Annotated in this window: 27 protein-coding genes; 15 read left to right on the top strand and 12 right to left on the bottom strand. The window is 45.0% G+C overall.

Annotated features, from left to right (window positions below):
* The 7 genes from secY (at position 1) to rplQ (ending at position 4,473) form a co-directional block, all read left to right on the top strand.
* On the top strand, positions 1 to 1,335 hold the full coding sequence (secY, locus tag R7035_RS06150) for a preprotein translocase subunit SecY (protein ID WP_005379562.1): 1,335 nt from the start codon (positions 1 to 3) through the stop codon (positions 1,333 to 1,335).
* 38 nt (positions 1,336 to 1,373) lie between these two features.
* Positions 1,374 to 1,487, top strand: a complete 114-nt coding sequence (gene rpmJ, locus R7035_RS06155; protein WP_000868186.1) for a 50S ribosomal protein L36 — start codon at positions 1,374 to 1,376, stop codon at positions 1,485 to 1,487.
* A gap of 149 nt (positions 1,488 to 1,636) precedes the next feature.
* Positions 1,637 to 1,993, top strand: coding sequence for a 30S ribosomal protein S13 (gene rpsM / locus R7035_RS06160; RefSeq protein ID WP_005383154.1), 357 nt, complete (start codon positions 1,637 to 1,639; stop codon positions 1,991 to 1,993).
* Between the two features lie 18 nt (positions 1,994 to 2,011).
* A complete protein-coding gene (gene rpsK, locus R7035_RS06165; protein ID WP_001118870.1) occupies positions 2,012 to 2,401 on the top strand; it encodes a 30S ribosomal protein S11 in 390 nt (129 codons plus the stop codon).
* A gap of 27 nt (positions 2,402 to 2,428) precedes the next feature.
* Positions 2,429 to 3,049 carry a 30S ribosomal protein S4 gene (rpsD, locus tag R7035_RS06170; protein ID WP_005383146.1) on the top strand — a complete coding sequence of 207 codons (621 nt, stop codon included), beginning with the start codon at positions 2,429 to 2,431 and terminating at the stop codon, positions 3,047 to 3,049.
* 24 nt (positions 3,050 to 3,073) lie between these two features.
* Entirely contained in the window at positions 3,074 to 4,066 is a 993-nt protein-coding gene (locus tag R7035_RS06175) for a DNA-directed RNA polymerase subunit alpha (protein ID WP_213913697.1), read from the top strand.
* A gap of 26 nt (positions 4,067 to 4,092) precedes the next feature.
* Complete coding sequence (rplQ, locus tag R7035_RS06180; RefSeq protein WP_005383141.1) at positions 4,093 to 4,473, top strand: 50S ribosomal protein L17; 381 nt, start codon at positions 4,093 to 4,095, stop codon at positions 4,471 to 4,473.
* A 135-nt stretch (positions 4,474 to 4,608) separates the two neighbouring features.
* Here the strand turns inward: rplQ and R7035_RS06185 are convergent, their stop codons facing one another.
* Positions 4,609 to 5,088, bottom strand: a complete 480-nt coding sequence (locus tag R7035_RS06185) for a DUF2780 domain-containing protein (protein ID WP_017820297.1) — start codon at positions 5,086 to 5,088, stop codon at positions 4,609 to 4,611.
* A gap of 153 nt (positions 5,089 to 5,241) precedes the next feature.
* Complete coding sequence (locus R7035_RS06190) at positions 5,242 to 5,862, bottom strand: FKBP-type peptidyl-prolyl cis-trans isomerase (RefSeq protein ID WP_005383137.1); 621 nt, start codon at positions 5,860 to 5,862, stop codon at positions 5,242 to 5,244.
* Positions 5,863 to 6,094: 232 nt separating this feature from the next.
* Between R7035_RS06190 and R7035_RS06195 the strand changes: the two genes are divergently transcribed.
* Positions 6,095 to 6,691 carry a LysM-like peptidoglycan-binding domain-containing protein gene (locus R7035_RS06195; RefSeq protein WP_017820296.1) on the top strand — a complete coding sequence of 199 codons (597 nt, stop codon included), beginning with the start codon at positions 6,095 to 6,097 and terminating at the stop codon, positions 6,689 to 6,691.
* A 91-nt stretch (positions 6,692 to 6,782) separates the two neighbouring features.
* Here the strand turns inward: R7035_RS06195 and R7035_RS06200 are convergent, their stop codons facing one another.
* Complete coding sequence (locus R7035_RS06200; protein WP_213971565.1) at positions 6,783 to 7,244, bottom strand: GNAT family N-acetyltransferase; 462 nt, start codon at positions 7,242 to 7,244, stop codon at positions 6,783 to 6,785.
* A gap of 142 nt (positions 7,245 to 7,386) precedes the next feature.
* On the opposite strand from R7035_RS06200, the gene dbpA reads away from it, so the two are divergent.
* Positions 7,387 to 8,766 (top strand): ATP-dependent RNA helicase DbpA, encoded by a 1,380-nt coding sequence (dbpA, locus tag R7035_RS06205; RefSeq protein WP_047009023.1) that lies wholly within the window; start codon positions 7,387 to 7,389, stop codon positions 8,764 to 8,766.
* A 52-nt stretch (positions 8,767 to 8,818) separates the two neighbouring features.
* Here dbpA and R7035_RS06210 read toward each other — a convergent pair whose 3' ends face one another.
* Entirely contained in the window at positions 8,819 to 9,397 is a 579-nt protein-coding gene (locus tag R7035_RS06210; RefSeq protein WP_012841168.1) for a Crp/Fnr family transcriptional regulator, read from the bottom strand.
* A 93-nt stretch (positions 9,398 to 9,490) separates the two neighbouring features.
* Positions 9,491 to 9,910 carry an IS200/IS605 family transposase gene (gene tnpA, locus R7035_RS06215; protein WP_213971566.1) on the bottom strand — a complete coding sequence of 140 codons (420 nt, stop codon included), beginning with the start codon at positions 9,908 to 9,910 and terminating at the stop codon, positions 9,491 to 9,493.
* A gap of 65 nt (positions 9,911 to 9,975) precedes the next feature.
* Between tnpA and R7035_RS06220 the strand changes: the two genes are divergently transcribed.
* On the top strand, positions 9,976 to 11,073 hold the full coding sequence (locus R7035_RS06220; protein WP_318146020.1) for an RNA-guided endonuclease TnpB family protein: 1,098 nt from the start codon (positions 9,976 to 9,978) through the stop codon (positions 11,071 to 11,073).
* Between the two features lie 115 nt (positions 11,074 to 11,188).
* Here R7035_RS06220 and cpdB read toward each other — a convergent pair whose 3' ends face one another.
* The gene (cpdB, locus tag R7035_RS06225) at positions 11,189 to 13,162 is read right to left on the bottom strand and encodes a 2',3'-cyclic-nucleotide 2'-phosphodiesterase (protein WP_318146021.1); all 1,974 of its coding nucleotides are present in this window, start codon (positions 13,160 to 13,162) and stop codon (positions 11,189 to 11,191) included.
* 275 nt (positions 13,163 to 13,437) lie between these two features.
* On the opposite strand from cpdB, the gene cobA reads away from it, so the two are divergent.
* The 5 genes from cobA to cysC all read left to right on the top strand — a co-directional run bounded on the left by cobA (position 13,438) and on the right by cysC (position 19,348).
* A complete protein-coding gene (cobA, locus tag R7035_RS06230) occupies positions 13,438 to 14,313 on the top strand; it encodes a uroporphyrinogen-III C-methyltransferase (protein ID WP_167426973.1) in 876 nt (291 codons plus the stop codon).
* Positions 14,314 to 14,372: 59 nt separating this feature from the next.
* Positions 14,373 to 15,281, top strand: a complete 909-nt coding sequence (cysD, locus tag R7035_RS06235; protein WP_005379592.1) for a sulfate adenylyltransferase subunit CysD — start codon at positions 14,373 to 14,375, stop codon at positions 15,279 to 15,281.
* A gap of 18 nt (positions 15,282 to 15,299) precedes the next feature.
* A complete protein-coding gene (cysN, locus tag R7035_RS06240) occupies positions 15,300 to 16,730 on the top strand; it encodes a sulfate adenylyltransferase subunit CysN (protein ID WP_213971569.1) in 1,431 nt (476 codons plus the stop codon).
* Positions 16,731 to 16,981: 251 nt separating this feature from the next.
* Positions 16,982 to 18,706, top strand: coding sequence for an SLC13 family permease (locus tag R7035_RS06245; protein ID WP_005379596.1), 1,725 nt, complete (start codon positions 16,982 to 16,984; stop codon positions 18,704 to 18,706).
* A gap of 24 nt (positions 18,707 to 18,730) precedes the next feature.
* On the top strand, positions 18,731 to 19,348 hold the full coding sequence (cysC, locus tag R7035_RS06250) for an adenylyl-sulfate kinase (RefSeq protein WP_005379598.1): 618 nt from the start codon (positions 18,731 to 18,733) through the stop codon (positions 19,346 to 19,348).
* An 89-nt stretch (positions 19,349 to 19,437) separates the two neighbouring features.
* Here cysC and R7035_RS06255 read toward each other — a convergent pair whose 3' ends face one another.
* The 6 genes from R7035_RS06255 to R7035_RS06280 all read right to left on the bottom strand — a co-directional run bounded on the left by R7035_RS06255 (position 19,438) and on the right by R7035_RS06280 (position 24,289).
* Entirely contained in the window at positions 19,438 to 20,343 is a 906-nt protein-coding gene (locus tag R7035_RS06255) for a TIGR03899 family protein (protein WP_064368954.1), read from the bottom strand.
* 322 nt (positions 20,344 to 20,665) lie between these two features.
* Entirely contained in the window at positions 20,666 to 21,160 is a 495-nt protein-coding gene (locus R7035_RS06260; RefSeq protein ID WP_005379600.1) for a DUF3299 domain-containing protein, read from the bottom strand.
* Between the two features lie 4 nt (positions 21,161 to 21,164).
* On the bottom strand, positions 21,165 to 22,424 hold the full coding sequence (locus R7035_RS06265; RefSeq protein ID WP_213971570.1) for an ABC transporter permease: 1,260 nt from the start codon (positions 22,422 to 22,424) through the stop codon (positions 21,165 to 21,167).
* Positions 22,421 to 23,149: an ABC transporter ATP-binding protein gene (locus R7035_RS06270; RefSeq protein ID WP_042522447.1), complete on the bottom strand. Its 729-nt coding sequence runs from the start codon at positions 23,147 to 23,149 to the stop codon at positions 22,421 to 22,423. The genes R7035_RS06265 and R7035_RS06270 overlap by 4 nt, the downstream gene beginning before the upstream one ends.
* A gap of 52 nt (positions 23,150 to 23,201) precedes the next feature.
* Complete coding sequence (zrgA, locus tag R7035_RS06275) at positions 23,202 to 23,855, bottom strand: zinc uptake protein ZrgA (protein ID WP_085569684.1); 654 nt, start codon at positions 23,853 to 23,855, stop codon at positions 23,202 to 23,204.
* 134 nt (positions 23,856 to 23,989) lie between these two features.
* Positions 23,990 to 24,289, bottom strand: a complete 300-nt coding sequence (locus R7035_RS06280) for a DUF2607 family protein (protein WP_132936729.1) — start codon at positions 24,287 to 24,289, stop codon at positions 23,990 to 23,992.
* Between the last annotated feature and the right edge of the window lie 5 nt (positions 24,290 to 24,294).

A 24,294-nucleotide genomic window follows, 5' to 3' on the forward strand; every position in this document is an offset into this window, starting at 1 on the left:
ATGGCTAAGAAACCAGGACAAGATTTTCGTAGTGCTCAGAGCGGCTTAAGTGAACTAAAGTCGCGCTTGTTATTCGTAATTGGTGCACTTTTAGTATTCCGAGCCGGCTCTTTTGTGCCGATTCCTGGTATTGACGCTGCTGTACTTGCCGATTTGTTCGAACAGCAAAAAGGTACCATCGTTGAAATGTTTAACATGTTCTCCGGTGGTGCTCTTGAGCGTGCATCTATATTAGCATTGGGCATCATGCCGTATATTTCGGCATCTATTGTTGTCCAATTGCTAACTGTAGTTCATCCAGCGTTAGCTGAACTCAAAAAAGAGGGTGAAGCAGGCCGTCGTAAGATAAGCCAATACACACGCTACGGCACGCTTGTACTTGCAACCTTCCAAGCTATAGGTATTGCAACTGGCCTACCAAACATGGTCGACAATCTGGTTGTTATCAACCAAACCATGTTTACGCTAATTGCTACCGTAAGTTTAGTAACCGGTACCATGTTCTTGATGTGGTTAGGTGAACAAATTACAGAGCGCGGAATTGGTAATGGTATTTCGATACTAATTTTTGCAGGTATTGTTGCTGGATTGCCTTCTGCAATCGGTCAAACAATCGAGCAAGCGCGTCAAGGTGAATTGCATGTACTTCTTCTGTTGCTAATCGCGGTATTAGCTTTTGCAGTAATTTACTTCGTTGTTTTCATGGAACGTGGTCAACGCCGAATCGTCGTTAACTATGCGAAACGTCAACAAGGTCGTAAAGTATTTGCTGCGCAAAGCTCGCACTTGCCTCTTAAAATTAACATGGCAGGTGTAATTCCCGCGATCTTTGCATCAAGTATTATCTTGTTCCCAGGAACATTGGCTCAGTGGTTTGGTCAAAACGGTGAGAGCAGCGCGTTTGGTTGGTTAACTGACGTGTCTTTGGCTCTTAGCCCAGGTCAACCGTTGTATGTAATGCTTTATGCAGCAGCAATTATCTTCTTCTGTTTCTTCTACACTGCGTTGGTTTTCAACCCACGTGAAACAGCAGATAACTTGAAGAAGTCTGGTGCATTCGTACCCGGTATCCGCCCAGGTGAGCAGACAGCGAAATACATTGATAAAGTAATGACACGTCTAACCCTTGCTGGTGCACTGTACATTACCTTTATCTGTCTGATTCCCGAGTTCATGATGGTCGCGTGGAACGTACGTTTCTACTTCGGCGGTACATCGCTACTAATCGTAGTTGTTGTAATTATGGACTTTATGGCACAGGTACAGACTCATCTGATGTCTCAACAGTATGATTCTGTGTTGAAGAAAGCGAATCTGAAAGGCTACGGCCGTTAATCCGGCAGTAGACTCAGTTTCATTTACGGAGTTTAGCAATGAAAGTTCGTGCTTCCGTTAAAAAAATCTGCCGTAACTGTAAAGTAATCAAGCGTAACGGTGTCGTTCGCGTGATTTGCAGTGAGCCAAAGCACAAACAGCGCCAAGGCTAATTAGCAGAAATTTTTACTTGAAAATGAAGGTTGGGTCGAGTATATTCCTCGGCCTACCTTTTGCGTGCAAAAGAAGTAGTATTCCGCAGCGTATCCATAACGGGCTTTGCTGCGGCTAATTCTTTTATAGAAACACTTAGGAGTGAATAATGGCCCGTATAGCAGGCATTAACATTCCTGATCAGAAACATGCAGTAATCGCTCTAACAGCGATCTACGGCATCGGTAAAACTCGCTCTCAAGCTATCCTAGCTGAAGTGGGTATTGCTGAAAATGTTAAGATCAGTGAACTAACTGAAGAGCAGATCGATCAACTGCGTGATGGTGTAGCTAAGTACACTGTAGAAGGTGATCTACGTCGTGAAGTATCTATGAACATCAAGCGTCTTATGGACCTTGGCTGTTACCGTGGTCTTCGTCATCGTCGCAGTCTACCACTACGTGGACAGCGTACTAAAACCAACGCTCGCACCCGTAAGGGTCCGCGTAAGCCGATCAAGAAATAATCGGGAAGGTAGAGTACAATGGCTAAACAACCAACTCGCGCTCGTAAGCGCGTACGCAAGCAAGTTGCAGATGGCGTTGCGCACATCCATGCTTCTTTCAATAACACAATCGTAACCATTACTGACCGTCAAGGTAACGCTCTTGCATGGGCTACTGCAGGTGGTTCTGGTTTCCGTGGTTCTCGTAAGTCTACTCCGTTCGCTGCACAGGTTGCTGCTGAGCGTTGTGCTGAAATGGCTAAAGAATACGGCCTAAAGAACTTGGAAGTTATGGTTAAGGGTCCTGGTCCAGGTCGCGAATCTACTGTTCGTGCACTAAACGCCGCTGGTTTCCGCATCACAAACATCGTTGATGCTACACCAATCCCTCATAACGGTTGTCGTCCACCTAAGAAACGTCGCGTATAACGTTTCTAGGACAATTGGAGAAGAATCATGGCAAGATATTTGGGTCCTAAGCTGAAGCTTAGCCGTCGTGAAGGCACTGACTTATTCCTTAAGTCTGGTGTTCGCGCGATCGATACCAAGTGTAAAATTGATAACGCACCAGGTGTACACGGCGCTCGTCGCGGTCGTCTATCTGAGTATGGCGTTCAGCTTCGTGAGAAGCAAAAAGTACGTCGTATGTACGGCGTTTTAGAAAAACAATTCCGTAACTACTACAAAGAAGCTGCTCGCCTAAAAGGCAACACTGGTGAAAACCTACTTCAGCTTCTTGAAGGTCGTCTTGATAACGTAGTTTACCGCATGGGCTTTGGCGCAACTCGCGCAGAAGCACGTCAGCTAGTTAGCCACAAAGCTATCCTAGTAAACGGTAAAGTTGTAAACGTTCCTTCTTTCAAAGTAGCGGCTAATGACGTTGTTTCTATTCGCGAGAAAGCTAAACAGCAAGCTCGTATCAAAGCAGCTCTAGAAGTTGCTGAACAACGTGAAAAACCAACTTGGATTGAAGTAGATGGTGGCAAGATGGAAGGTACATTCAAGCGTATGCCTGAGCGTTCTGATCTATCAGCTGACATCAACGAACAATTGATCGTCGAGCTTTACTCTAAGTAAGGTTTAAACTAAAGAGAGGACACAATGCAGGGTTCTGTAACAGAATTTCTTAAGCCACGTCTAGTTGACATTGAACAAATCAGCTCGACTCACGCAAAAGTAACTCTTGAGCCATTAGAGCGTGGCTTTGGTCATACTCTGGGTAATGCACTTCGCCGCATCCTTCTATCTTCTATGCCAGGTTGTGCTGTAACAGAAGTAGAAATCGAAGGCGTACTTCATGAGTACAGCACGAAAGAAGGCGTTCAAGAAGATATTCTTGAAGTTCTTCTAAACCTTAAAGGTTTGGCTGTGCGCGTTGCCGAAGGCAAAGATGAAGTGTTCATTACTTTGAACAAATCAGGCTCGGGCCCTGTGGTTGCAGGTGACATCACCCATGATGGTGATGTAGAGATCGCTAACCCTGAACACGTAATTTGTCACCTAACGGATGACAACGCTGAGATCGCAATGCGTATCAAAGTTGAACGTGGTCGTGGTTATGTTCCAGCTTCTGCGCGTATCCATAACGAAGAAGACGAGCGTCCTATCGGTCGCCTACTAGTAGATGCTACTTATAGCCCAGTAGACAAAATTGCCTACGCTGTAGAAGCAGCTCGTGTAGAACAGCGTACTGATCTAGACAAGCTTGTTATCGATATGGAAACAAACGGTACTCTAGAACCTGAGGAAGCAATCCGTCGTGCAGCTACAATCCTAGCTGAACAATTGGATGCATTCGTAGATCTTCGTGATGTACGAGTTCCTGAGGAGAAGGAAGAGAAGCCAGAATTCGATCCGATCCTACTGCGTCCTGTAGACGATCTTGAACTAACAGTTCGCTCTGCTAACTGTCTGAAAGCAGAAGCGATTCACTACATCGGTGATCTAGTACAACGTACTGAGGTTGAGCTACTTAAAACGCCTAACCTTGGTAAAAAATCTCTTACTGAGATTAAAGACGTACTTGCGTCACGTGGTCTGTCTCTGGGCATGCGCCTAGAAAACTGGCCACCTGCATCAATCGCTGAAGATTAATCGATACTAGTTAGAAGGATTAGGTCATGCGCCATCGTAAGAGTGGTCGTCAACTCAACCGCAACAGCTCACATCGCAAAGCGATGTTCAGCAACATGGCTAGCTCTCTAGTACGTCATGAAGTTATCAAGACTACTTTGCCAAAAGCAAAAGAGCTACGTCGCGTAGTTGAGCCTTTGATTACACTAGCTAAGACTGACAGTGTTGCTAACCGTCGTCTAGCATTTGCACGTACTCGTGACAACGAAGTAGTTGCAAAACTATTTAACGAACTAGGTCCACGTTTTGCTGCTCGTCAGGGCGGTTACACTCGTATCCTAAAAGCTGGCTTCCGTGCTGGTGATAAAGCTCCAATGGCTTACATTGAGCTTGTAGATCGCCCAGCTGCTGAAGAAGCTGCTGAGTAATCAGTTCGTAAGAACGAGAAAGCCGAGCATTAGCTCGGCTTTTTTGTATCTGTAATTCAGTAAACCTTTATATCCAGCCTACATTTATTTCAACCCATGCAGACTGGCAATTTAAAAAGTGATTATCACTTACGCTTATTTACTAGTATTCCACAACCCGCCCAACGAACTTAGAAGCCCTTCGCTAGCGCCTTGCTTGTTCAAGTAATCCAAGATTACTGGAGCAAACTGACTGATCATAGATGGGTCTAAACCTAACGTATCGAATGCACTTTTTACTGCACTGATATTCTCAATATTTCCTAGTAAGCTTTGTGCTCCTTGCAAGTTTGAAAGTCCAGGAATCAAAGACTGTAATTCACTACTATTTTCTTGCGAAAGCTGGCTTTGAGCCAAAGCGAGTAGTGCACCACTGCCTCCGGCTGCTTGCTCAGTGGATACTGGTAATTGGCTAGTTAGCATGTCTGTTAATGGAGACGACTCGGTGTTCAAGCTGCTGCCGACCATGTCCATCAGGCCACTTTCTTTACTTTTTTGAGTGACTGAATCTAAGAATGCGTGCGCACTACCAATGTTGATTGATAGGAGTGCTAGAGTTAGGAGTGTTTTACGCATAGTACCTCCAAAGGTTGAGCGTTTTTTAAAAGTGATTTTATTTTTAAAGGCTATCAGAGTGAAAGGTTCAGAGGTGAGAAAGTCTATTCAGTTTAGACAAAAAAACGGCGCTAGTGCGCCGTTTTATTTAATCATAATTGAAAATGGTTTCAATTAGATAATATCTAATAGTTCTACTTCGAAAACTAAAGCTGCAAATGGAGGGATAGCCGCACCAGCGCCACGCTCACCGTACGCAAGATCTTGTGGTACGTATAGCTTCCACTTAGAGCCAACAGGCATTAGTTGTAGTGCCTCTACCCAACCTTTGATTACACCTGTAACAGGGAATTCAGCAGGTTGACCGCGAGATACAGAGCTATCGAATACAGTACCGTCAGTTAGCTCACCGTGGTAGTGAACGCGAACTGAGCTTTCTGCTGTAGGAACTGCACCAGTACCTTCAGAAATGATTTCGTACTGAAGACCAGAGTCTAGAACGTTAACTTCAGGTCGTAGAGCGTTGTCTTTTAGGAACGCTTCGCCTTCTGCTGCCGCAATTTTTGCTGCTTCTTGGCGAGCTGTTTCTGCACGAGTGTGAAGTTCTTGTAGTGCTTTGTTGATTTCATCAATTTCGATTGATGGCATGTCACCAGTTAGTGCTGTTGCAATACCTGCTGCGATAGCATCAACGCTAAGACCTTCAAGACCAGAGCCTGCAAGTTGCTGACCCATTTGCAGACCAATGCCGTAGCTTGCTTTTTGTTCTGCAGTTTCAAATTTAATTTCAGACATGAATGTCGCTCTTATTAGGAGTGATAAAGGTAACAGGATATCAGTTTCGAGCTTAGGTTTAAATGATTGCGACTGAATGCTTAATTGAGGCGGCCAGGTTGTGACTTATCTCTTACTCCAAGTGAAATTTCTGCTAATTTAATCCCAATTCCATTTTAGTTTGGTGAAAAACATATACTCTCCGCGTCGGTATTTTTATACTGACCGTAGAAGTATTAAGGGACTCATTACAATGAATCGTCGCAGAAAGAAAAAGCAGCAAGTCGACTATGTCGAATTGGTTAAACAAAAATTCGCTGCTATCGACTGGAAGCAGCCGTTCAACAAAGAGCAATGGTTGGAGCGTATACAGCCTGTTAAGCAGTTTTGGTTGCGTCTGCCTAAATTTCATCAGCGTGCTTTGATGGTCTTAGTGCCATTGATTCTGGTACTCCTTGTCATTCCTTTGCCAAATAAAACAGATCAACCAGTTGAGCAGACTGAGGTCGATCATCAACGCGTAGCGATTGAGCTGAACGCGCAGAGTTTAAGCCAGCAGAGAACCTCTCAGAACTCTGGACCGAAATCTGAAGACTGGAAAGAGTACACGGTTAAAAATGGTGATACATTAGCGCAGGTTTTCAGAAGCAATCAGCTCTCTATGGCGGATCTTAGCGCTCTGGTCAAAATAGAAGGCAGTGATAAGCCGCTAAGCCAAATAAAGCAGGGACAGTTGATTCGCTTTAAGCTTAGTGACGAAGGTGAGTTAGATATGCTACAGCTGGAAAAAAGCGGGCGGTCCGTTATGTTTTTCCGTTTATCGGATGGGACCTTTGGACGTAACAAGTAAACGCTTCAAATGAAAAGACGCGAAGATATCGCGTCTTTTTAGTCAGTTTTTCATAGCGATTAGTTTTCATAGTAACCAATCGAGTTGAAGCTTATAGCGCTACGGATTCTTTCCGCATATCCACATGAGGGATACCATCTTCAAGATAGCACTCTGAGATAACCTTGAATCCATGACTTGCATAAAACTGGATGAGGTGTTCTTGAGCACCTATATCGATTGTCAGCCCTGGCCATAATGTTTCGCATTGTGCCAAGGCCTTGTCCAATAACTTATGACCTAAGCCACCGCCTCGCGCGGTTTGCTTTGTCACCACTCGACCAATACTCACATTGTCATACGTGGTGCCTGCGGGCAGTAATCGTGCGCAAGCAACCAGTTCATCACCGTGATAGCCTATTAGATGATAAACGCCTTCGAGTGTGTCCTTACCATCCAGTTCAGGATAAGGGCAGGTTTGTTCAACAACGAATACATCCACACGCAATTTCATCATTTCATACAGCTGTGTGGTTGTTAGCTGAGCAAAGGGCAAAGTAATCCAAGTGAGCATGTTGTTATCCGTAATGAGAATCGAGTGACTGACTTTACTTTGTTTTGAGCTCATACTCATTAACAAAGGTTAATTAGCACTGGTTTTCCCACCAAATCTGGTGATAATGTGCCCTCTTTCCATCTCACCTGAGGATATCCCCGTGAGCAAACAAACATTCGATCAAGTTGGGCTGAACCCAGCGTTACTCGCCACACTTGATTCCCTGAACTATACCCACATGACGCCAATTCAAGCTTTGAGCTTGCCTGCAATCCTAAAACATCGTGATGTCATCGGGCAGGGTAAAACGGGCTCAGGTAAAACCGCTGCATTTGGTTTAGGGGTTTTATCGAACCTCAACGTCAAACGCTTTCGTGTCCAGTCATTAGTATTGTGTCCAACACGTGAGCTTGCAGACCAAGTAGCGAAGGAAATTCGTACTTTAGGTCGCGGCATTCATAATATTAAAGTGCTTACTCTCTGCGGTGGGATGCCAATGGGGCCACAAATTGGTTCGCTGGAGCATGGTGCGCATATCCTAGTTGGTACTCCTGGTCGTATTTTGGATCACCTTGAGAAAGGCCGAATTAACCTGAGCGAGCTGAATACCTTGGTGCTAGATGAAGCTGATCGCATGTTGGACATGGGTTTCCAAGACGCATTAGATGCGATTATTGATGCAGCGCCAAAGCAGCGTCAAACTCTACTTTTCAGTGCTACTTTCCCAGAGAAAATTGAGCAAATTGCGCAGCGTATTATGCAGACGCCTGAAGTCATTAAGGTGGAATCGACTCATGATACCTCAAGCATTGCTCAGCATTTCTACAAAGTTGAAGGTTCGGAAGCGCGTGATGAAGCGTTGGCGAACTTGCTACTGACTCACCAACCAGAGTCCGCTGTGGTTTTTTGCAATACCAAAAAAGAAGTGCAAAGTGTCGCAGATGAGTTGCATCGCAAAGGGTTCAGCGTTATCGATATCCATGGGGACTTAGAACAGCGTGAACGCGATCAAGCATTGGTGCAGTTTGCTAACAAGAGTGTTTCTATCCTTGTCGCAACAGACGTCGCGGCGCGTGGTTTGGACGTAGATAACCTTGATGCAGTCTTTAACTTTGAGCTATCGCGCGATCCTGAGGTTCATGTACACCGTATCGGTCGTACAGGCCGTGCAGGTAGTAAAGGTTTGGCGTTCAGCTTCTTTGGAGAGAAAGACGGTTTGCGTGTAGCTCGTATTGAAGAATACCTAGATATGGACGTGGTACCAGCAACATTGCCTGCCAAATCAAATCAGCAGCCATACCAAGCGAAGATGGTGACGATTAACATTGATGGCGGTAAGAAACAGAAAGTACGACCGGGTGATATCTTAGGGTGTCTGACGGGAAAAAATGGTATCCCAGGCTCTCAAGTTGGCAAGATTCACCTTTTCCCGATGCGCGCCTACGTTGCGGTCGAGAAGTCAGCTGCCAAAAAGGCTCTACAAACCATTAGTAATGGCAAGATGAAAGGGCGTCAGTTCCGGGCGCGGCTTCTTAAATAGCTTAAATAGCATAGAAAGGCTCTTCGTTTGAAGGGCCTTTTCTTTTTCGAGTTTACTTGGATGTGTGATCTTTAGTTAAGCGCGCTTTAATTCGGCTCAAACTGATAGGCGTGATCCCAAGATAAGCAGCTATTTGGCTATCGGTAATACGTAGCTTTAAGTCTGGGTAGTGGGCGCAAAATAATTGGTATCGTTCCTCTGGCGAGTAGAGCAGCATAAAGCGTTCTTTGTTCTCTTTATTAACCAGTTGGTTTTCGAGTAGCTTTAAGTAAATGGCGTGTTTTTCTGCTCGCCATTGATGCAACGTTTCAATTGGTAAGCAAAATAGCTGACAAGCGCTCAGCGTTTCCAATAAGTAAGGCGAAGGTTGGTTCTTAATTATGCTCTCAAAGCCGATAACCCAGTCTTTCTCCCAATAAAACTCTTTACTGAACTCTTTGCCCTGCTCAGTGAGATAGCTTGCATGGCATAACCCTTCAATAATGAAGTAAAGGTGCGAGCTAAACTCTCCTTGGTGGTTAAGAATGTGGCGCGTAGGCAGTTCGAGTAACTCACCATTTTCGATAAGTTGGTTTGCTTCTGTGTCTAAGAAGCCATGATTGACTAAGTCTGAAAAAAGATCGCTGTGCATGTGATAACTCAGAAACGGTTTTCTTTATCATTTTGGCGTAAAACCTCCCCATTTATGGGGAGGATGTAAGCCATTGCTACGAAGTAGCAAAAATTAGTCAGGACGATTCTGACTCTCAATGTACCTAGTTAAAGCTTCAAGACTTGCTCCTCCGCAAGATCCAGCAAAGTAACTAGGACTCCAAAGCGCCCCTTTCCACAAGTAACGATGAATGACAGGGAACTCTTGCCGTAGAAGCCTAGAACTAACCCCTTTCAATGAATTGATCAGCTTCGATAACTGCACTTTTGGAGGGTACTCAAGCAGTAGATGAACGTGATCTTTCTCACCGTTGAACTCCTTTAGCTCAACTTCAAAATCGTTACATACCTCTCTTAATATTTGTTCCAAACGGATCAGTATTTCGTCATTGAACACCTTCGACCGATACTTGGTAACAAAAACCAAATGTGCGTGTAATACGCTGACGCAATGGCGACCTCGACGGATCGGATATTCTTGGCTATGTGTCATTAGACCAACTATTGATTTGTTGTTTAAGTCTATTCATAATAAGGCATCTTATCAGGAAAGACCAAATGACATTAGTAGCTTACAAATATCGGTTTAAGCCAAGTAAAGAGCAAGCAGAAATGCTTGAGCATACCTTTGGCTGCGTGCGATTTGTTTACAATAATGCTTTGGCTTTCTCGAAAGAGCAGTATGAACAAGGTAATAAAACCAACTTCAACGATTGGAATAAAAATCTAACTACACTTAAAAAAGATGCTGGGTTTTCTTGGTTGAAGAACGTATCAAGTGTGCCGTTACAGCAATCGCTCCGTCATCTTGATAAAGCGTTTAAAGCATTTTTCAAATCTGGATTTGGCTATCCTAAGTTCAAAAACAAACGTGGTAAGCAATCTGCTTGCTACATGGCGAACGCTTTTAAATTCAACGCTGATACAAAGCAAATCACCTTAGCCAAGATGAAAAATCCACTGAAAGTCAAACTATCAAGACTATTCAATGGCAGCCCGTCTTCCGTCTATGTATCCAAAACTAAAACAGGCAAATACTTCATTTCTATGCTTGTTGAAACCGAAATTCAACCGTTACCTATTGCAAGCAAAACTGTTGGTGTAGACGTTGGTATCAAATCACTTGCGGTTTGTTCTGATGGCGTTGTATTCAACAATCCCAAATACACCACGAAGTACGAGAAGAAGCTGGCTAAAGCGCAACGTAAACTTTCCAAGAAGACGAAAGGTTCTAACAATTTCAATAAGCAACGCATCATCGTGGCAAAGATCCATGAGAAGATTGCAAATTGTCGTGTTGATTTCACGCATAAAATGACGACGAAACTGATAAACGAAAACCAAGTGATCTGTACCGAGTCATTGCGAGTTAAAAACATGGTGAAAAACAAAAAGCTAGTAAAAGCAATTAGTGACGCAAACTTTGGCGAAATCGTCAGGCAGCTAGAGTACAAAGCTGCTTGGTATGGTCGAATAGTGTCTAAGATTGACCAGTGGTTCCCAAGCTCTAAATTGTGTGCTTGTTGTGGGGCTGTATATCAGGGCAAATGGTCACTTGCTATTCGTGAATGGCGATGTGACTGCGGTTCTGTAAACGACAGGGATTTGAATGCCGCTAACAATATCCACATAGAGGGGTTACGGTTAGCAGCTTAAGTATTTGTGGTGGTAGGGACTACCAACACGTTAAACGCCTGTAAGAGACAATGTAAGCCGACTCGATTTTAGTAATGGAGCGCAAATGTCGCAGACGACAGGAATCCACACTCCTTTAGGGGTGTGGTAGTTCAATCAGATCGATTTGGTAAATCGCGAAACCAATATCGTCAGTCGCGACACGTTTCATTGGGTATTGTCCTTTCTCTTTGATGAACTGCGCCGCTTTATCGCTAGGGGAGGTTTCGAAACGAATATCTAGCTTGTTATCGGACTTAATCGGTGCGAAAGACCAGTTGTTGTCAGCGCTTGGTGTCACTTCTCCTTTTTCTTCACTCACGCGAGAAATATAAGTGGCGACGACAGAGCGGTTTTCATCTGGTGCGTCAAATGCAATGAAATCTGGGCCTGTACCAGGGAAAGTATTGCTATATGCACGGTAGTTATTGGTTGCGATGATGAAATCTTGCTTCGGATTGAAAGGCTTACCGTTGAACGTCAGGTTCACAATACGCTGAGAATCTGGATTAATCACTTTACAATCCGCATCGTACTTCGGCGGTTGGGTAACGTCGATTTGGTAGTTAACCCCATCAATAACATCGAAGTTGTAAGTACGGAAATTATCCCAATCAATCAAAGATTGCGGTTTAGGATTGTTGATGTCGATGTGGTTGAATTGACCCGCACTGCACTCTAGCCATTCGCGAACTTCTTTACCTTTCACTTTCATCGCAACCAAGGTGTTTGGGTATAAGTAAAGATCGGCCGCATTACGAAAGGTGAGCTGACCGGATTCTACTTCTGTAAAGTTATTCGGATCGTTCTTACGACCGCCGACTTTAAATGGTGCTGCCGCACTCAGTACTGGAATGTCAGAAAGGTCTGGGTCGCCTTGAATAAAGCGTTCTACGTAGTCTTTCTGAGCAAGGTTAACGATTTGAATGGTGGGGTCGTCCTGCACTAATGCCAAGAAGCTGTACATGACATCATTTGCTTTGCCGATTGGTTGGTTTACAAATTCACGAGTGCCTTTGTGATCTTCTTCTAACGCTTTCACAATATCTTCATCGGCTTTAGCTAATGACTTCTTATTTACTTTATCGAAGATAGGGCGTGCTTCTGCTTGGCCTTCGATGACTTGCCATCTGCCGTCTTTCTCTTTCAGCATCAAATCCATCACACCTACGTGACTTCCCCAGCGACCCGGCATCACGGACGTTACACCATTGATGGTCCCTTTATCTATATCAACACCAGGTAGGTTTGCGAAGTCTTTCCCTGGGAAGACTGCGTGAGAGTGGCCAAAAGCAATTGCATCAATACCTTCAACTTCTGTGAGGTAGTAAACAGAGTTTTCAGCGCCTAGCTTGTATGGATCAGTAGAAATGCCCGAGTGTGGAATCGCCACAATCACGTCTGCGCCTTCTTTCTTCATTTGAGGAATCAGTTTCTCTGCTGTTTCCTTAATGTCTTTAGCAAAGACTTTGCCTTCTAAGTTCTTCTTATCCCACACCATAATTTGTGGTGGTACAAAGCCGATGTAACCCACTTTTATTTGATGCGCTTCGCCGTTTGTGTCTTTAAATGTGTGAGTTTTGATGAGGTAAGGCTTGAAGTAATACTCACCGGTTTGTTTATCAAATACGTTTGCATTGATGTAAGGGAAGTTTGCACCCTTCAACGTCGTTTGTAGGAAATCTAAGCCATAGTTGAACTCATGATTGCCAATGTTGCCCACATCGTAGTCTAGCTTGTTCATCGCTTTGTAGACTGGGTGCACGTCGTCGGGGTTAATCCCCTTTGCCGCCATGTAATCGCCCATTGGGCTGCCCTGAATTAAATCGCCGTTATCTACTAGTACCGTGTTTTCTGTCTCGGACTTAGCCTGTCTCACTATTGTCGCAGCGCGACTTAAACCGATTTGCTGTGATGGTTGGTCTTTGTAGTAATCGTAATCCATCACGTTGGTGTGAATGTCGGTGGTTTCGATAATACGAAGCTTGATGGTATCGGCCATTGCTGGGCCAGCAAGCGTTAGCATGCCACTTAATACTGCGAGGGAAATAGGATGAACTGCCACTTTCATTTGGTGCTCCAATTCAATGATAAGGGGAAATCGTACTGCGTAATGTATCAAACACAGATGCAACTCGATGATAAAGATACAGAAAACTGTGAACATTAATCAGTTTACTGAACCTTATTCATATTAACCGCCGACTTTTTCACGCTTTTGAATGAGACCAAACAAAAACTTCTTAGCAGATTTTTGAATAAAAAATGAAATTTTAGAATTTCAGGTAATATAAACGCCCCGCCATAATGCTTGCATAACGATATCAATGGACGATGAGCAAGCACATGGCAACGAACGATTCAGTCACTTCTTTTCCTAAACCAAAGCCCCGGTTAGTTTCTGACAACCCAGTCGCTGGTGTTACTCGTTTTGCAAAGCAATCACTACAGCCTGGTGAAGTCGCCTTAGTAGGTGCAGGACCAGGCGATCCTGAACTTCTGACGGTGAAAGCACTGAACTGCTTGCAGCAAGCTGACGTGGTTTTGTTCGACTACTTGGTGTCTGAAGAAATCATGGCATTGATTCCAAGCGATACGATTTTGGTGTGCGTTGGGAAGCGAGCTGGGCATCACAGTGTGCCGCAGGAGAAGACGAATCAGCTTTTGGTGGATTTTGCCAAGCAGGGCTACAAAGTAGTACGCATTAAAGGTGGTGATCCGTTTGTATTTGGTCGTGGTGGTGAAGAGTTAGAAGTGCTTGCTGATGCCGGCGTTCGTTTTCAAGTTGTCCCTGGCATTACCGCAGCAGCTGGCGCAACCGCTTATGCTGGTATTCCACTGACTCATCGTGATTATGCGCAATCGGCCATCTTTGTGACTGGCCACTTGAAAGAAGAAAGTGATGAGATGGATTGGTCCACGTTGGCGCGTGGGAATCAGACTTTAGTGATCTACATGGGGCTGATGAAATCACACTATATTCAGAATCAACTCATTAAGCATGGTCGTTCAGCGTCGACTCCGATTGCCATTATTGAGCGTGGCACGCAGATTCAACAAAAAGTATTTACGGGAGAACTCTCCCAACTCTCTGATTTATCGAAGGAAGCACAGTCGCCATCTTTGATTGTTGTCGGAGAGGTAGTGCGACTGTCTCAAAAGTTAGACTGGTTTTTGTCTAGTACTGAATTCAACAAAAGTGCTATTGCCAACTCCATATAATTTCAGACCAAAGATTAGAGACGTAATGCGCCTTCAAGCTTAAAAAGGAAATACAAAACATGGACCAACAACGTTTAACTCACCTTAAACAACTCGAAGCGGAGAGTATCCACATCATCCGTGAAGTTGCGGCTGAGTTTGATAACCCAGTCATGATGTATTCGATTGGTAAAGACTCATCAGTGATGCTGCACCTTGCGCGTAAAGCTTTTTACCCAGGTAAGATTCCATTTCCATTGCTGCATGTTGACACCGATTGGAAGTTCCGCGAGATGATTGAATTTCGTGATCGCACCGCGGCCAAATACGGTTTTGAGCTTTTGGTACATAAGAATCCAGAAGGTCTAGCCATGGGCTGTAGCCCGTTTGTTCATGGTTCTTCTAAGCACACTGACATCATGAAGACTCAAGGCTTAAAACAAGCGCTGAACAAGTACGGTTTTGATGCGGCCTTTGGTGGCGCGCGCCGCGACGAAGAGAAATCACGGGCGAAAGAGCGCGTGTATTCATTCCGCGATAAGAACCATACATGGGACCCTAAAAACCAACGTCCTGAGCTATGGAAGACGTACAACGGTCAGGTCAATAAGGGTGAGAGCATTCGTGTATTCCCACTGTCTAACTGGACTGAGCTTGATATCTGGCAATACATCTATTTAGAAAACATCGAGATCGTGCCGCTTTACCTCGCGGACAAACGCCCAGTTGTTGAACGCGATGGCATGCTGATCATGGTTGATGATGATCGTATGGAGCTTCAACCGGGTGAAGTGATTGAAGAGAAGAGTGTGCGCTTCCGTACCCTTGGCTGTTATCCATTGACCGGGGCCATCGAGTCTGAAGCAAACACTTTAACTGGCATTATCGAAGAGATGCTGGTGGCAACGTCGAGTGAGCGCCAAGGCCGAGCGATCGACCACGATCAGTCAGGATCGATGGAGCTTAAGAAACGTCAAGGTTACTTCTAAAGGATCTAAGGAAAGATAATGAACAGTGCAGTTGAAGCTCAATTAGCCGAGCTTGGTATCGAAGGCTATTTAACACAACACCAGTACAAGTCGTTACTTAGATTCTTGACTTGTGGCTCGGTGGATGACGGTAAAAGTACATTAATCGGTCGCTTACTCCATGACTCAAAACAAATTTATGAAGATCAGCTAGCGGCAGTGCATTCAGACAGCCAACGTGTGGGTACCACGGGTGAAAAGCCCGACCTTGCGTTGTTGGTCGATGGCTTACAAGCTGAGCGAGAGCAGGGGATCACGATTGATGTGGCTTACCGCTATTTCTCGACGCAGAAACGTAAATTCATCATTGCAGATACTCCTGGACACGAGCAGTACACACGTAACATGGCTACAGGCGCATCGACATGTGACTTAGCTGTGATTCTGGTTGATGCACGTAAGGGCATTCTCGATCAAACTCGTCGTCACTCTTTCATTTCCAACCTTTTGGGTTTGAAGCACTTTGTTGTGGCGATCAACAAGATGGACTTAGTGGATTACTCCCAAGAGCGCTTTGAAGAGATCCGCGATGAGTATCTGAAGTTCTCTGAGAATCTGACAGGGGATATTGATATTCAAATCATCCCGATCTCAGCGCTTGAAGGGGACAATGTGGTGGATAAAGGCCAAAACCTGACTTGGTTTAAAGGCCCATCATTGTTTGAGCTTCTTGAAACGGTCGATGTGGATCAAGAAAAAGGCGCGGGTGAATTCCGCTTCCCTGTGCAATACGTTAATCGTCCTAACCTCGATTTCCGTGGTTTTGCGGGGACCATTTCTTCTGGTTCGATCAAAGTCGGTGATGCCATTAAAGCATTGCCATCGGGTAAAACGTCAACTGTGGCTCGTATTGTGACCTTTGATGGTGATATCGAAGAAGCTCGTGCCGGATTAGCTGTCACTCTGACGCTAAGCGATGAGATCGATATTAGCCGTGGCGACTTAATTGTTCTAGATAATGCTCAAGTGGAAACCACAAACCATTTGCTTGCCGATGTGGTGTGGATGACAGAGCAACCCCTGCAACCGGGTCGTGACTATGACATCAAAATCGCAGGTAAGAAAACCGTAGGTCATGTTGAAGCGATTCGTCATCAATATGACATTAATAATCTCTCGACTCATAGCTCGGCAGAGCTGCCATTGAATGGTATTGGTTTGTGTGAATGGTCTCTTAATGAGTCAGTCGCGCTGGACAATTATCAAGACTGTGCAGATACCGGTGGCTTTATCATTATCGATCGTCTGACAAACGTGACGGTTGGTGCTGGCATGGTTAAAGAGAGCCTCGCCGTGGTTGAGCGCGATTTGACGGACATCTCTGCGTTTGAAGTTGAGCTTAATGCGCTTGTCCGTAAACACTTCCCACACTGGGAAGCAAAAGACGTCAGCCAGTTTCTGAAAAAGTAACTGGCTTACCCAAGTACGATAATTTCAGGCTCTGTCTGCTGTTGTACTTGGGGCGTCGCTACCTAACTGAATTGCGAAATGTCGTTAGGTATTCTCCTAATACCAGAATGCTTCGGTGGAGCCCAAGAAAACCGAGCATTCTGATGTTCTTTTCGCTTGCGCTGATTTTTGTCTGTTTACTCGTTTGTCGGTGTTTCATGGATAAATGAGTCGTTGTTGTGCCCTTTGGGGCTATTTGGTAAGGAAAGGCTATGTGGGAACAAGGGTTTGTGTTAGCGATTTTGCTTGGCATTATCACTTGCTTGCTTGTCACGAAAATTAAGCCTAGTTACGTCTTTGCGGGTGCCGCTTTTATTGCATTCATGGCTGGGATGATGGATTCAGCCACTATCGCATCCAATTTTACCAACTCTTCATTGTTAACCCTGGTTTTATTGATTCTTGCATCCTGTGCTCTAGAAAAAACACTGCTGATCAGTTGGGTGAGCCGAAGTATCTCTGAGGGTCAGTTAGGCAGCGTGATTGCTAAGCTCGGTGTATCGACAGCCTTGCTCTCTTCATTTACGAATAATACCGCTGTGGTTGTCTCATTGATTGGGGCGATTAAGCGTAATCAGCAGCATGCACCTTCGAAATTACTTATTCCCTTGTCTTACGCCGCCATTTTTGGTGGCACATTAACTTTGATTGGTACGTCGACTAACTTAATCATCAACAGCTTTGTCGAAGACGCAGGCTTACCGAGCCTGAGCTTTTTTACACCCACGATGATAGGTTTGGCTGTGCTGGTGGGAGGGATGCTGATTCTTATCCCGCTCAGCTACTTGCTACCGAATTATGATGATCAAAACCAAGAAGATTTACCTTACTTTCTTGAGTCTCGCGTTGAGCCAGGCTCACCGCTAGTTGGGCGTACGATCAGCGAGAATAATTTACGTGCTCTGCGCAAACTGTTTCTTGCAGAAGTGGTGCGCGATGGTGTTACTGTTTCTTCTGTGGGACCGGATTTTGTGCTCAATGCAAAAGACCGCCTGTTATTTTGTGGCGATGTTGAGAGCGTCGCGACCCTGCAAGAAATTCCGGGCCTCAAGTTGTTTGGTCAGCAGCACTTAAATGGGCAAAACTTTATCGAAGTTGTGGTGAGCTCGTCGGCGACATTTTGCTACAAAACCCTCAAAGAGAGCCGATTCCGCGACCGATTCGATGCCGTTGTTGTGGCGATTCGCCGAGGCCACGAACGCCTAGAAGGTGGCTTGGGTAGTATTACCTTAGCGCCAGGGGACACGTTAGTTCTGGTTCCAGGCAAGCGTTTTGAGTCTGAACGCCGAGCTCATCGTAAAGAGTTTGTCTTAGTGCATGACTTGGACTCTAGCGCTCGGCTTGATACCAATAAGTCTTCCATTGTATTACTGGGCTTTGCAGCCGTAATTGGATGCGCTCTATTAGAGTTAGTGCCAATTATTAAAGGTCTAGCTGCGTACCTTATCGCGCTTATTGCGTTTGGTATTGTGCAGATTTCAGAACTGCGCCGCCGTTTTCCGATCGATATCGTCGTGATTGTCGGTTCCGCTTTGTCTATTGCTCAACTGATGATCTCTTCTGGATTGTCAGAAAGAATGGGAGTGATGTTTATTGAAGCGTTTAATGGCTGGGGAGTATTTGGTGCCTTGGTGGCGACTTATATCATGACATTGGTACTCACTGAATTGGTGACAAACAATGCCGCGGCTGCGCTTTCTTTTCCTATCGGCTATAGCATGGCGGTGGGTTATGGCGTGGATCCGATGCCATTCATCATGGCGGTTTTGTTCGGCGCGAGTGCGAGCTTTATCTCTCCCTACGGTTACCAAACTAACCTGCTGGTGTACAGCGTAGGAAATTACAAATTGACCGACTACGTGAGAATTGGAGTGCCAATTTCGATTGTGTACTCTGTATTAGTACTTACTTTGATCCCGGTCTTTTTCCCGTTTTAATTCCGATATTTACAAGGATACGTTATGACTGCCGAAACGACGGTAAAAGATGAAAACATTGTTTGGCACCAGCATTCGGTTGATAAACAGTTTCGTGCTGAATTAAAGAAGCAAAAACCTGCCGTATTGTGGTTCACTGGTTTATCTGGAGCGGGTAAATCAACCGTAGCTGGGGCGTTGGAAAATCGCCTTGCAGCATTGGGTTACCACACCTATTTATTGGATGGTGACAATGTACGACATGGTTTGTGTAGCGATTTAGGTTTTTCTGAACAGGACCGTCGCGAGAACATTCGTCGCATTGGTGAACTGGCGAAGTTGATGGCAGATGCGGGTTTAATTGTTCTGTCGGCGTTTATTTCACCGCATCGTGCAGAGCGGAAGTTAGTGCGCGATTTATTGCCAGAAGGCGAGTTTATCGAAGTGTATGTCAATGCATCTCTAGAGGTTTGCGAAGGTCGAGATCCTAAGGGTTTATACCGTAAAGCCCGTGCGGGAGAGATTCCTAATTTCACTGGTATTGATTCGGAATATCAAGCGCCAGAGAACCCTGAAATCGATTTGCCCGCGGGAGAAAAGAGTGTCGATGAGCTGGTGGATTTGTGCTTAATCGATCTTAAACAACGCGGTGTGATCCGATAAAAAAGCATTTAGATCATAGGTGACCTAAAGCTCTTTGAACAGCTGGAGAAGTATTTGGCTCATAGGTAGTCAAATGCTTCTCAAGCTGGCTAGACGGTATGATGAACCGTACTTTTAGCTTCACTATGGACACTAAATCTATGATTTAACAGTGCAAGCATTTGGTCGTAGTATTCGGCATGTGGTTTGTTACCGAGCAAGGTACAGAGCTCATTACCTGTGGGTGTGAATCGGTAATATAAAAGGCGGACACCTTTGCTGTTTACGTTCAGTGATAAGTTTTTACCTTGGTAGGTGAGGACCAACGGTGTCTCGATACTAATTTCGCCAGATTCAAGTTCGGCACTGTGCAGCAGCCCTAATTCAATTAAGAGCAACAAGCTTGAATACGGCAGTTGAAAACTTCCCATATTTAGGCTGTTAGCGACGTCTCGCTTGCCGAAGCTAAATATGCCTCCTTGCGCTTTGTAACCAATCAGCAGTTTTCTGCTGTGATCCCCTCCAAAACTGCACGCTAAAGAGGCGGCTCTTTGCAGAGTTTGTGCTTCCTTTGGTGACATATCCTTGAGGGTTTTCAACGCTTTCATGGACGTTGAACCCGGATTGGTCACTTCACGCTTCATCACTTGAGCCCATAGCTTTTGCATCGCGCTGTTATGGATGTCTTGAGCCATCTCAAAAAATCGATGCAACCAATCTTGGTCTGGCTCTCCCGCTGTCTCATCTCGGCATGAACTGTGCGCTAATTTTAAAATCTGTTCTAAGTTTTTTTGTCGCTGTTCTTGGCGTCTTTGCTCTCGCAATTGGGCTCTTTCAAACGCAGATTTGGCTGGCGGGCCGGTTTGCAGTAAGGCGTCAAGACCGTGTATTTGGGCAATGGTTTTTACCTTACTAGCACTGTCTTTTATGTAGCCTTGTTTCTTTTCTTGTTGCGTATTTTTTTTTGTGTCTGACTGATGTTCGATGACAACAGGTTGCTTTGTCGGGTCTGCCATTCGTTTTCCTACCAAGAACTGCGCGGTTCGCACGTTTAAATTTACACCTTATCTGACCAAGCGACCAGACAGGAGTTCTCAGTTTTTGAACGAATAGGGCTATTCAAAATGATAATGAGTTGTTAAAATTGTTATCGTTATTTTGGAGGGGCTATGAAGTTCTCAGAAGCAGGTAAACTCAAAAAGCACCTGTCGATAGCGTTTCTTTTGGTTATTTATGTGGGCGTATTAGCGTATTTATCTCGTTATATCGTGTAGCACAAAGCTAAAAAAGGCGCCAGTGTGACGCCTTAGGTGTAGCGAGGCTTATCGACGACTTAAATTACATATCGTCGTAGGCTTCTATTTCTGATCCCTCAATAACGTAAGCCGTTTCTGCTAGTTCGTGGTTTATCGTCTCGGTTTTCAACGTTCCAACCACATATATAACATCCCACAACTCTTGAACAGGCGCGCCTTTCGGAAACTTCACGTAAATGATCTGGTTTGGAGGCGGTGGTGGCACGTGAATACAAGCTCCAAAGTATGGCACTAATAAAAACTCGGTGACGGTATCGGCATCACCTTCAAGTGGGATAACAAACCCTGGAATTTTAACTTGGCTTCCGTTCAGTTCTGGTCGAACATTACCAATCTTGGACTGCTGCGCTGCGCCACCACTGTGATCAGATGCAGGCATGCCTATACTGTCGAACAATTTACGCTCTTTTTCTGGAACAAGGTCAATCCAGTCAAGCTTCAATGGTTCTTCGCTGGCCATAACAGGCGCTGTGAATGCGACGACCAGCAAGCAACTTGCGAGTATTTTTTTCCACATTTTATTAAATCCTTATTGTCATTCCGTCACTCAGTGACTGTCGGTAGGCGCGGAGTGCGGGAATGAAACCAATCACAATACCAGCGCATTGTACGAAACCTAATAGTATCCACTCATAAGTAGATAAGATGCTTAAGGTGAGATGTATTCCATAGTGCTGTTGGATGATCGGCTGCGCGATAGCAAGAATAGCATACAGCCCTGTAACGCCAGTAATAATACCAGCAGCAGTAAGCAAGCTGGCTTCACTAATTAAGAGTGAGAAAACATGACGAGGCCTTGCTCCCATGGCACGCAAAATCGCCATTTCACGGCGGCGTTCCTGTAGGCTAGTTAATAGACTGCTTAACATACCTAACAACCCTGCAATCACGACAAAACCAGATACTGCCATTAGGGCTTGCTCTGCAACCGACATCATTCCCCATAACTCATGCAACGCAACGCCGGGCATAATGGCGCTAAGCGGCTCTTTGGGGTAGGTGTTAATTTGTCTTTGCAGGGCGAAAGTTTGAATACGAGATTTCAAACCAACGAGCATAGCGGTAATTTGTTTGGGCTGAAAGTCTCTGTTTTTGAGATCTTGTGCCTTGGGTGTCGGGCCCAAACGCGCACCACTTTCCCACCCAACGTGAATGGCTTCGATGGCTTCCAATGATACATGGACAGTTTTGTCGACTGGTGTTCCTGTAGGTGCAAGGATACCGACAACTTTAAATGGCAGATTGTCATGACGGCTAAAGCCAACGTCGCTAATGCCGTGGGCAATGATGATTTCGCTACCGATATCATAACCAAGTTGTTTAGCGACATCAGAACCTAGTACGGTTTCAAATAAACCATTGAATTCTCTACCCTTGCTGAATGTTAGTGGTTGCTTACTTCCAAACTTGTAATGCTCAAAGTAACTGTGATTGGTTCCCATAACTCGGAAGCCTTTATGCGAGTCGCCAAGCGAGATTGGAATAGCCCAATCGACTGAACGATGATTGGCAAACTCTTGGTAGCTTTTCCAATCGATGTTGTTGGTCGCATTACCAATACGAAACACAGAATAGAGCAATAGGTTCACTTGCCCAGAGCGTCCACCAATAATGAGGTCTGTGCCTGAAATTGTATTGGCGAAGCTATCCTTGGCTTGAGTTCGGATACGCTCGACGCCCAAGAGGAGTACCACTGAAATCGCAACGGTCATGATGGTTAGAATTGCCGTCGCTTTGCGGTTCATCAAGCTCTTCCAGGCGAGCTTTACAACAGCACTCATGATATGGCTCCTAGGCTAGATACTTGATTAATGTCGGGTAGATTGAGCGTGCGATCGAATAAGGGTTCGAGTGTTGGGTCGTGGCTAACGAATACCAGTGTGGCATTGGCTTGATTCGCTTGCTCCATAAGGAGCTCAATAAATGCTTTACGATTGTCATAGTCTAAAGCTGAGGTTGGTTCGTCAGCGATCACTAACTCTGGATGTCCTATCAGAGCTCGAGCCGCAGCCACACGTTGTTGTTGACCAATACTCAATTCAGAGACAGGGCGTGTATGAAGCTCGTTTGGCAAGTGCAGTCGTTCTAGTAGGGCCTGAGCCTGTTCATTTAACGTTTGAGATGAGGCACCTAAATGGGCACGGTCACGTCGTATTTTACTGAACTGACATGGCAATAATACGTTTTCAAGTACGTTAAGGTACGGCAATAAATTGAACTGTTGAAAGATGTAGCCAATATGATTGGCGCGAAAGCGGTCTCTCTGACTGGCACTTAAACTAGCAAGGTCAGTATCGAGTACAGATAGAGAGCCTGAAGTTAATGTGTTAATCCCCGTCAACAAAGCGAGCAAGGTCGATTTACCGCAGCCACTTGGACCTTTGATAAACACATGTTCGCCTTGTGTAATGTGTAATTTGGGGATGTGGATGGTCGCGTTGGTTGAACCGGGCCAGAAAAATTGGGCATCCTCTAGCTCGACAACATTTGGTGTGGTTTCAGTCATATTAAATCACCAAAGCTGTGGCGTGTAAGTGGGTACTTACACGCCACTCGTGTTATTTGATTACGATTTGGGTGTTATCTTTGCTTAATTTAATTGCTGATTGCATGGTATCAGTGAATATATTGACGCTGATGGACTCTGTAGTTGGGAATTGGTTAAACCAATCGGTTTGGATTTGGCTAAGCTGATTAACTTGTTCGCAATTGAAGCGATATTGCACCGAAAATTCACCGTGACCGCCATGATCGTGCGCCTCATCATGATCGTCATGGTGGTCATGTTTATCATGATGTTCATTATGATCATGGTGTTCGTGTCCTTCATGATCGTGATGTGCATGGTCATCATGGTCGTGCTCACTATGATCATGTTCCTCATGAGTTTCGCTTAGGTTGTGGCTCACGTAAGCTTCTTCAATATTACAATCAGCTTGTGAGTTAATAGCGAACAATGCGTTGCTGTCTTCGAGTGTAGCGACGGCTTGTTTAAGCGCTTGCTCTTGTTGTGCGTTTTCTGGAGCATGTTCGAAACCCACAACATCAGCTCCAGGAGCTGTGATCTCTACTAACAGATCTTTGCCATCTTGGGCGATATTAAACTCGACGTGACCATGCACATGAGCACCATGCTGGCGGTATTCGTTTGCATTCGCTGCTGTCGATAAAGTGAGGCCAATAGCAAGGGCTAAAACGTGTTTTGATGACATTGTATTTTTCCTAATTTTACTGGCATTAACCAAAGGCGGTATTGCTCAGATTCGAGTTTCACTAAGTTATTGTTCCCTGACACACTAGGTGCGGGAATGAACTCAATAATTTTGAGTGTGGAATAGTTTGGAAATTAAGCAAAATAAGGAGGGGCACGAGCAGCGCCAAGAACTTCTTCGCCGTACACGAGATGCAAAAAAACATGATGATGCTGGGCGCGCGCAAAAGTCGGTGTAGAGAGGGTAGGTTGTACCTTTGCTATACCGTGCTGAACACCAGAAAACAATTGGCAATGATGATGGGTATGATGGTCGGGCGTCAGATCGACTTGATGGAGTACAACCGCAAAGTTCCAAGCGATCAGCAACGCAACACTGAAAAATAAAGCAGTGCGATACCAATATCTTAGTGTTTTTTGCTGGTGGTGGTACATCTGAG

The organism is Vibrio sp. 1731 (assembly GCF_033339955.1).
Classification (GTDB): Bacteria; Pseudomonadota; Gammaproteobacteria; order Enterobacterales; family Vibrionaceae; genus Vibrio; species Vibrio alginolyticus.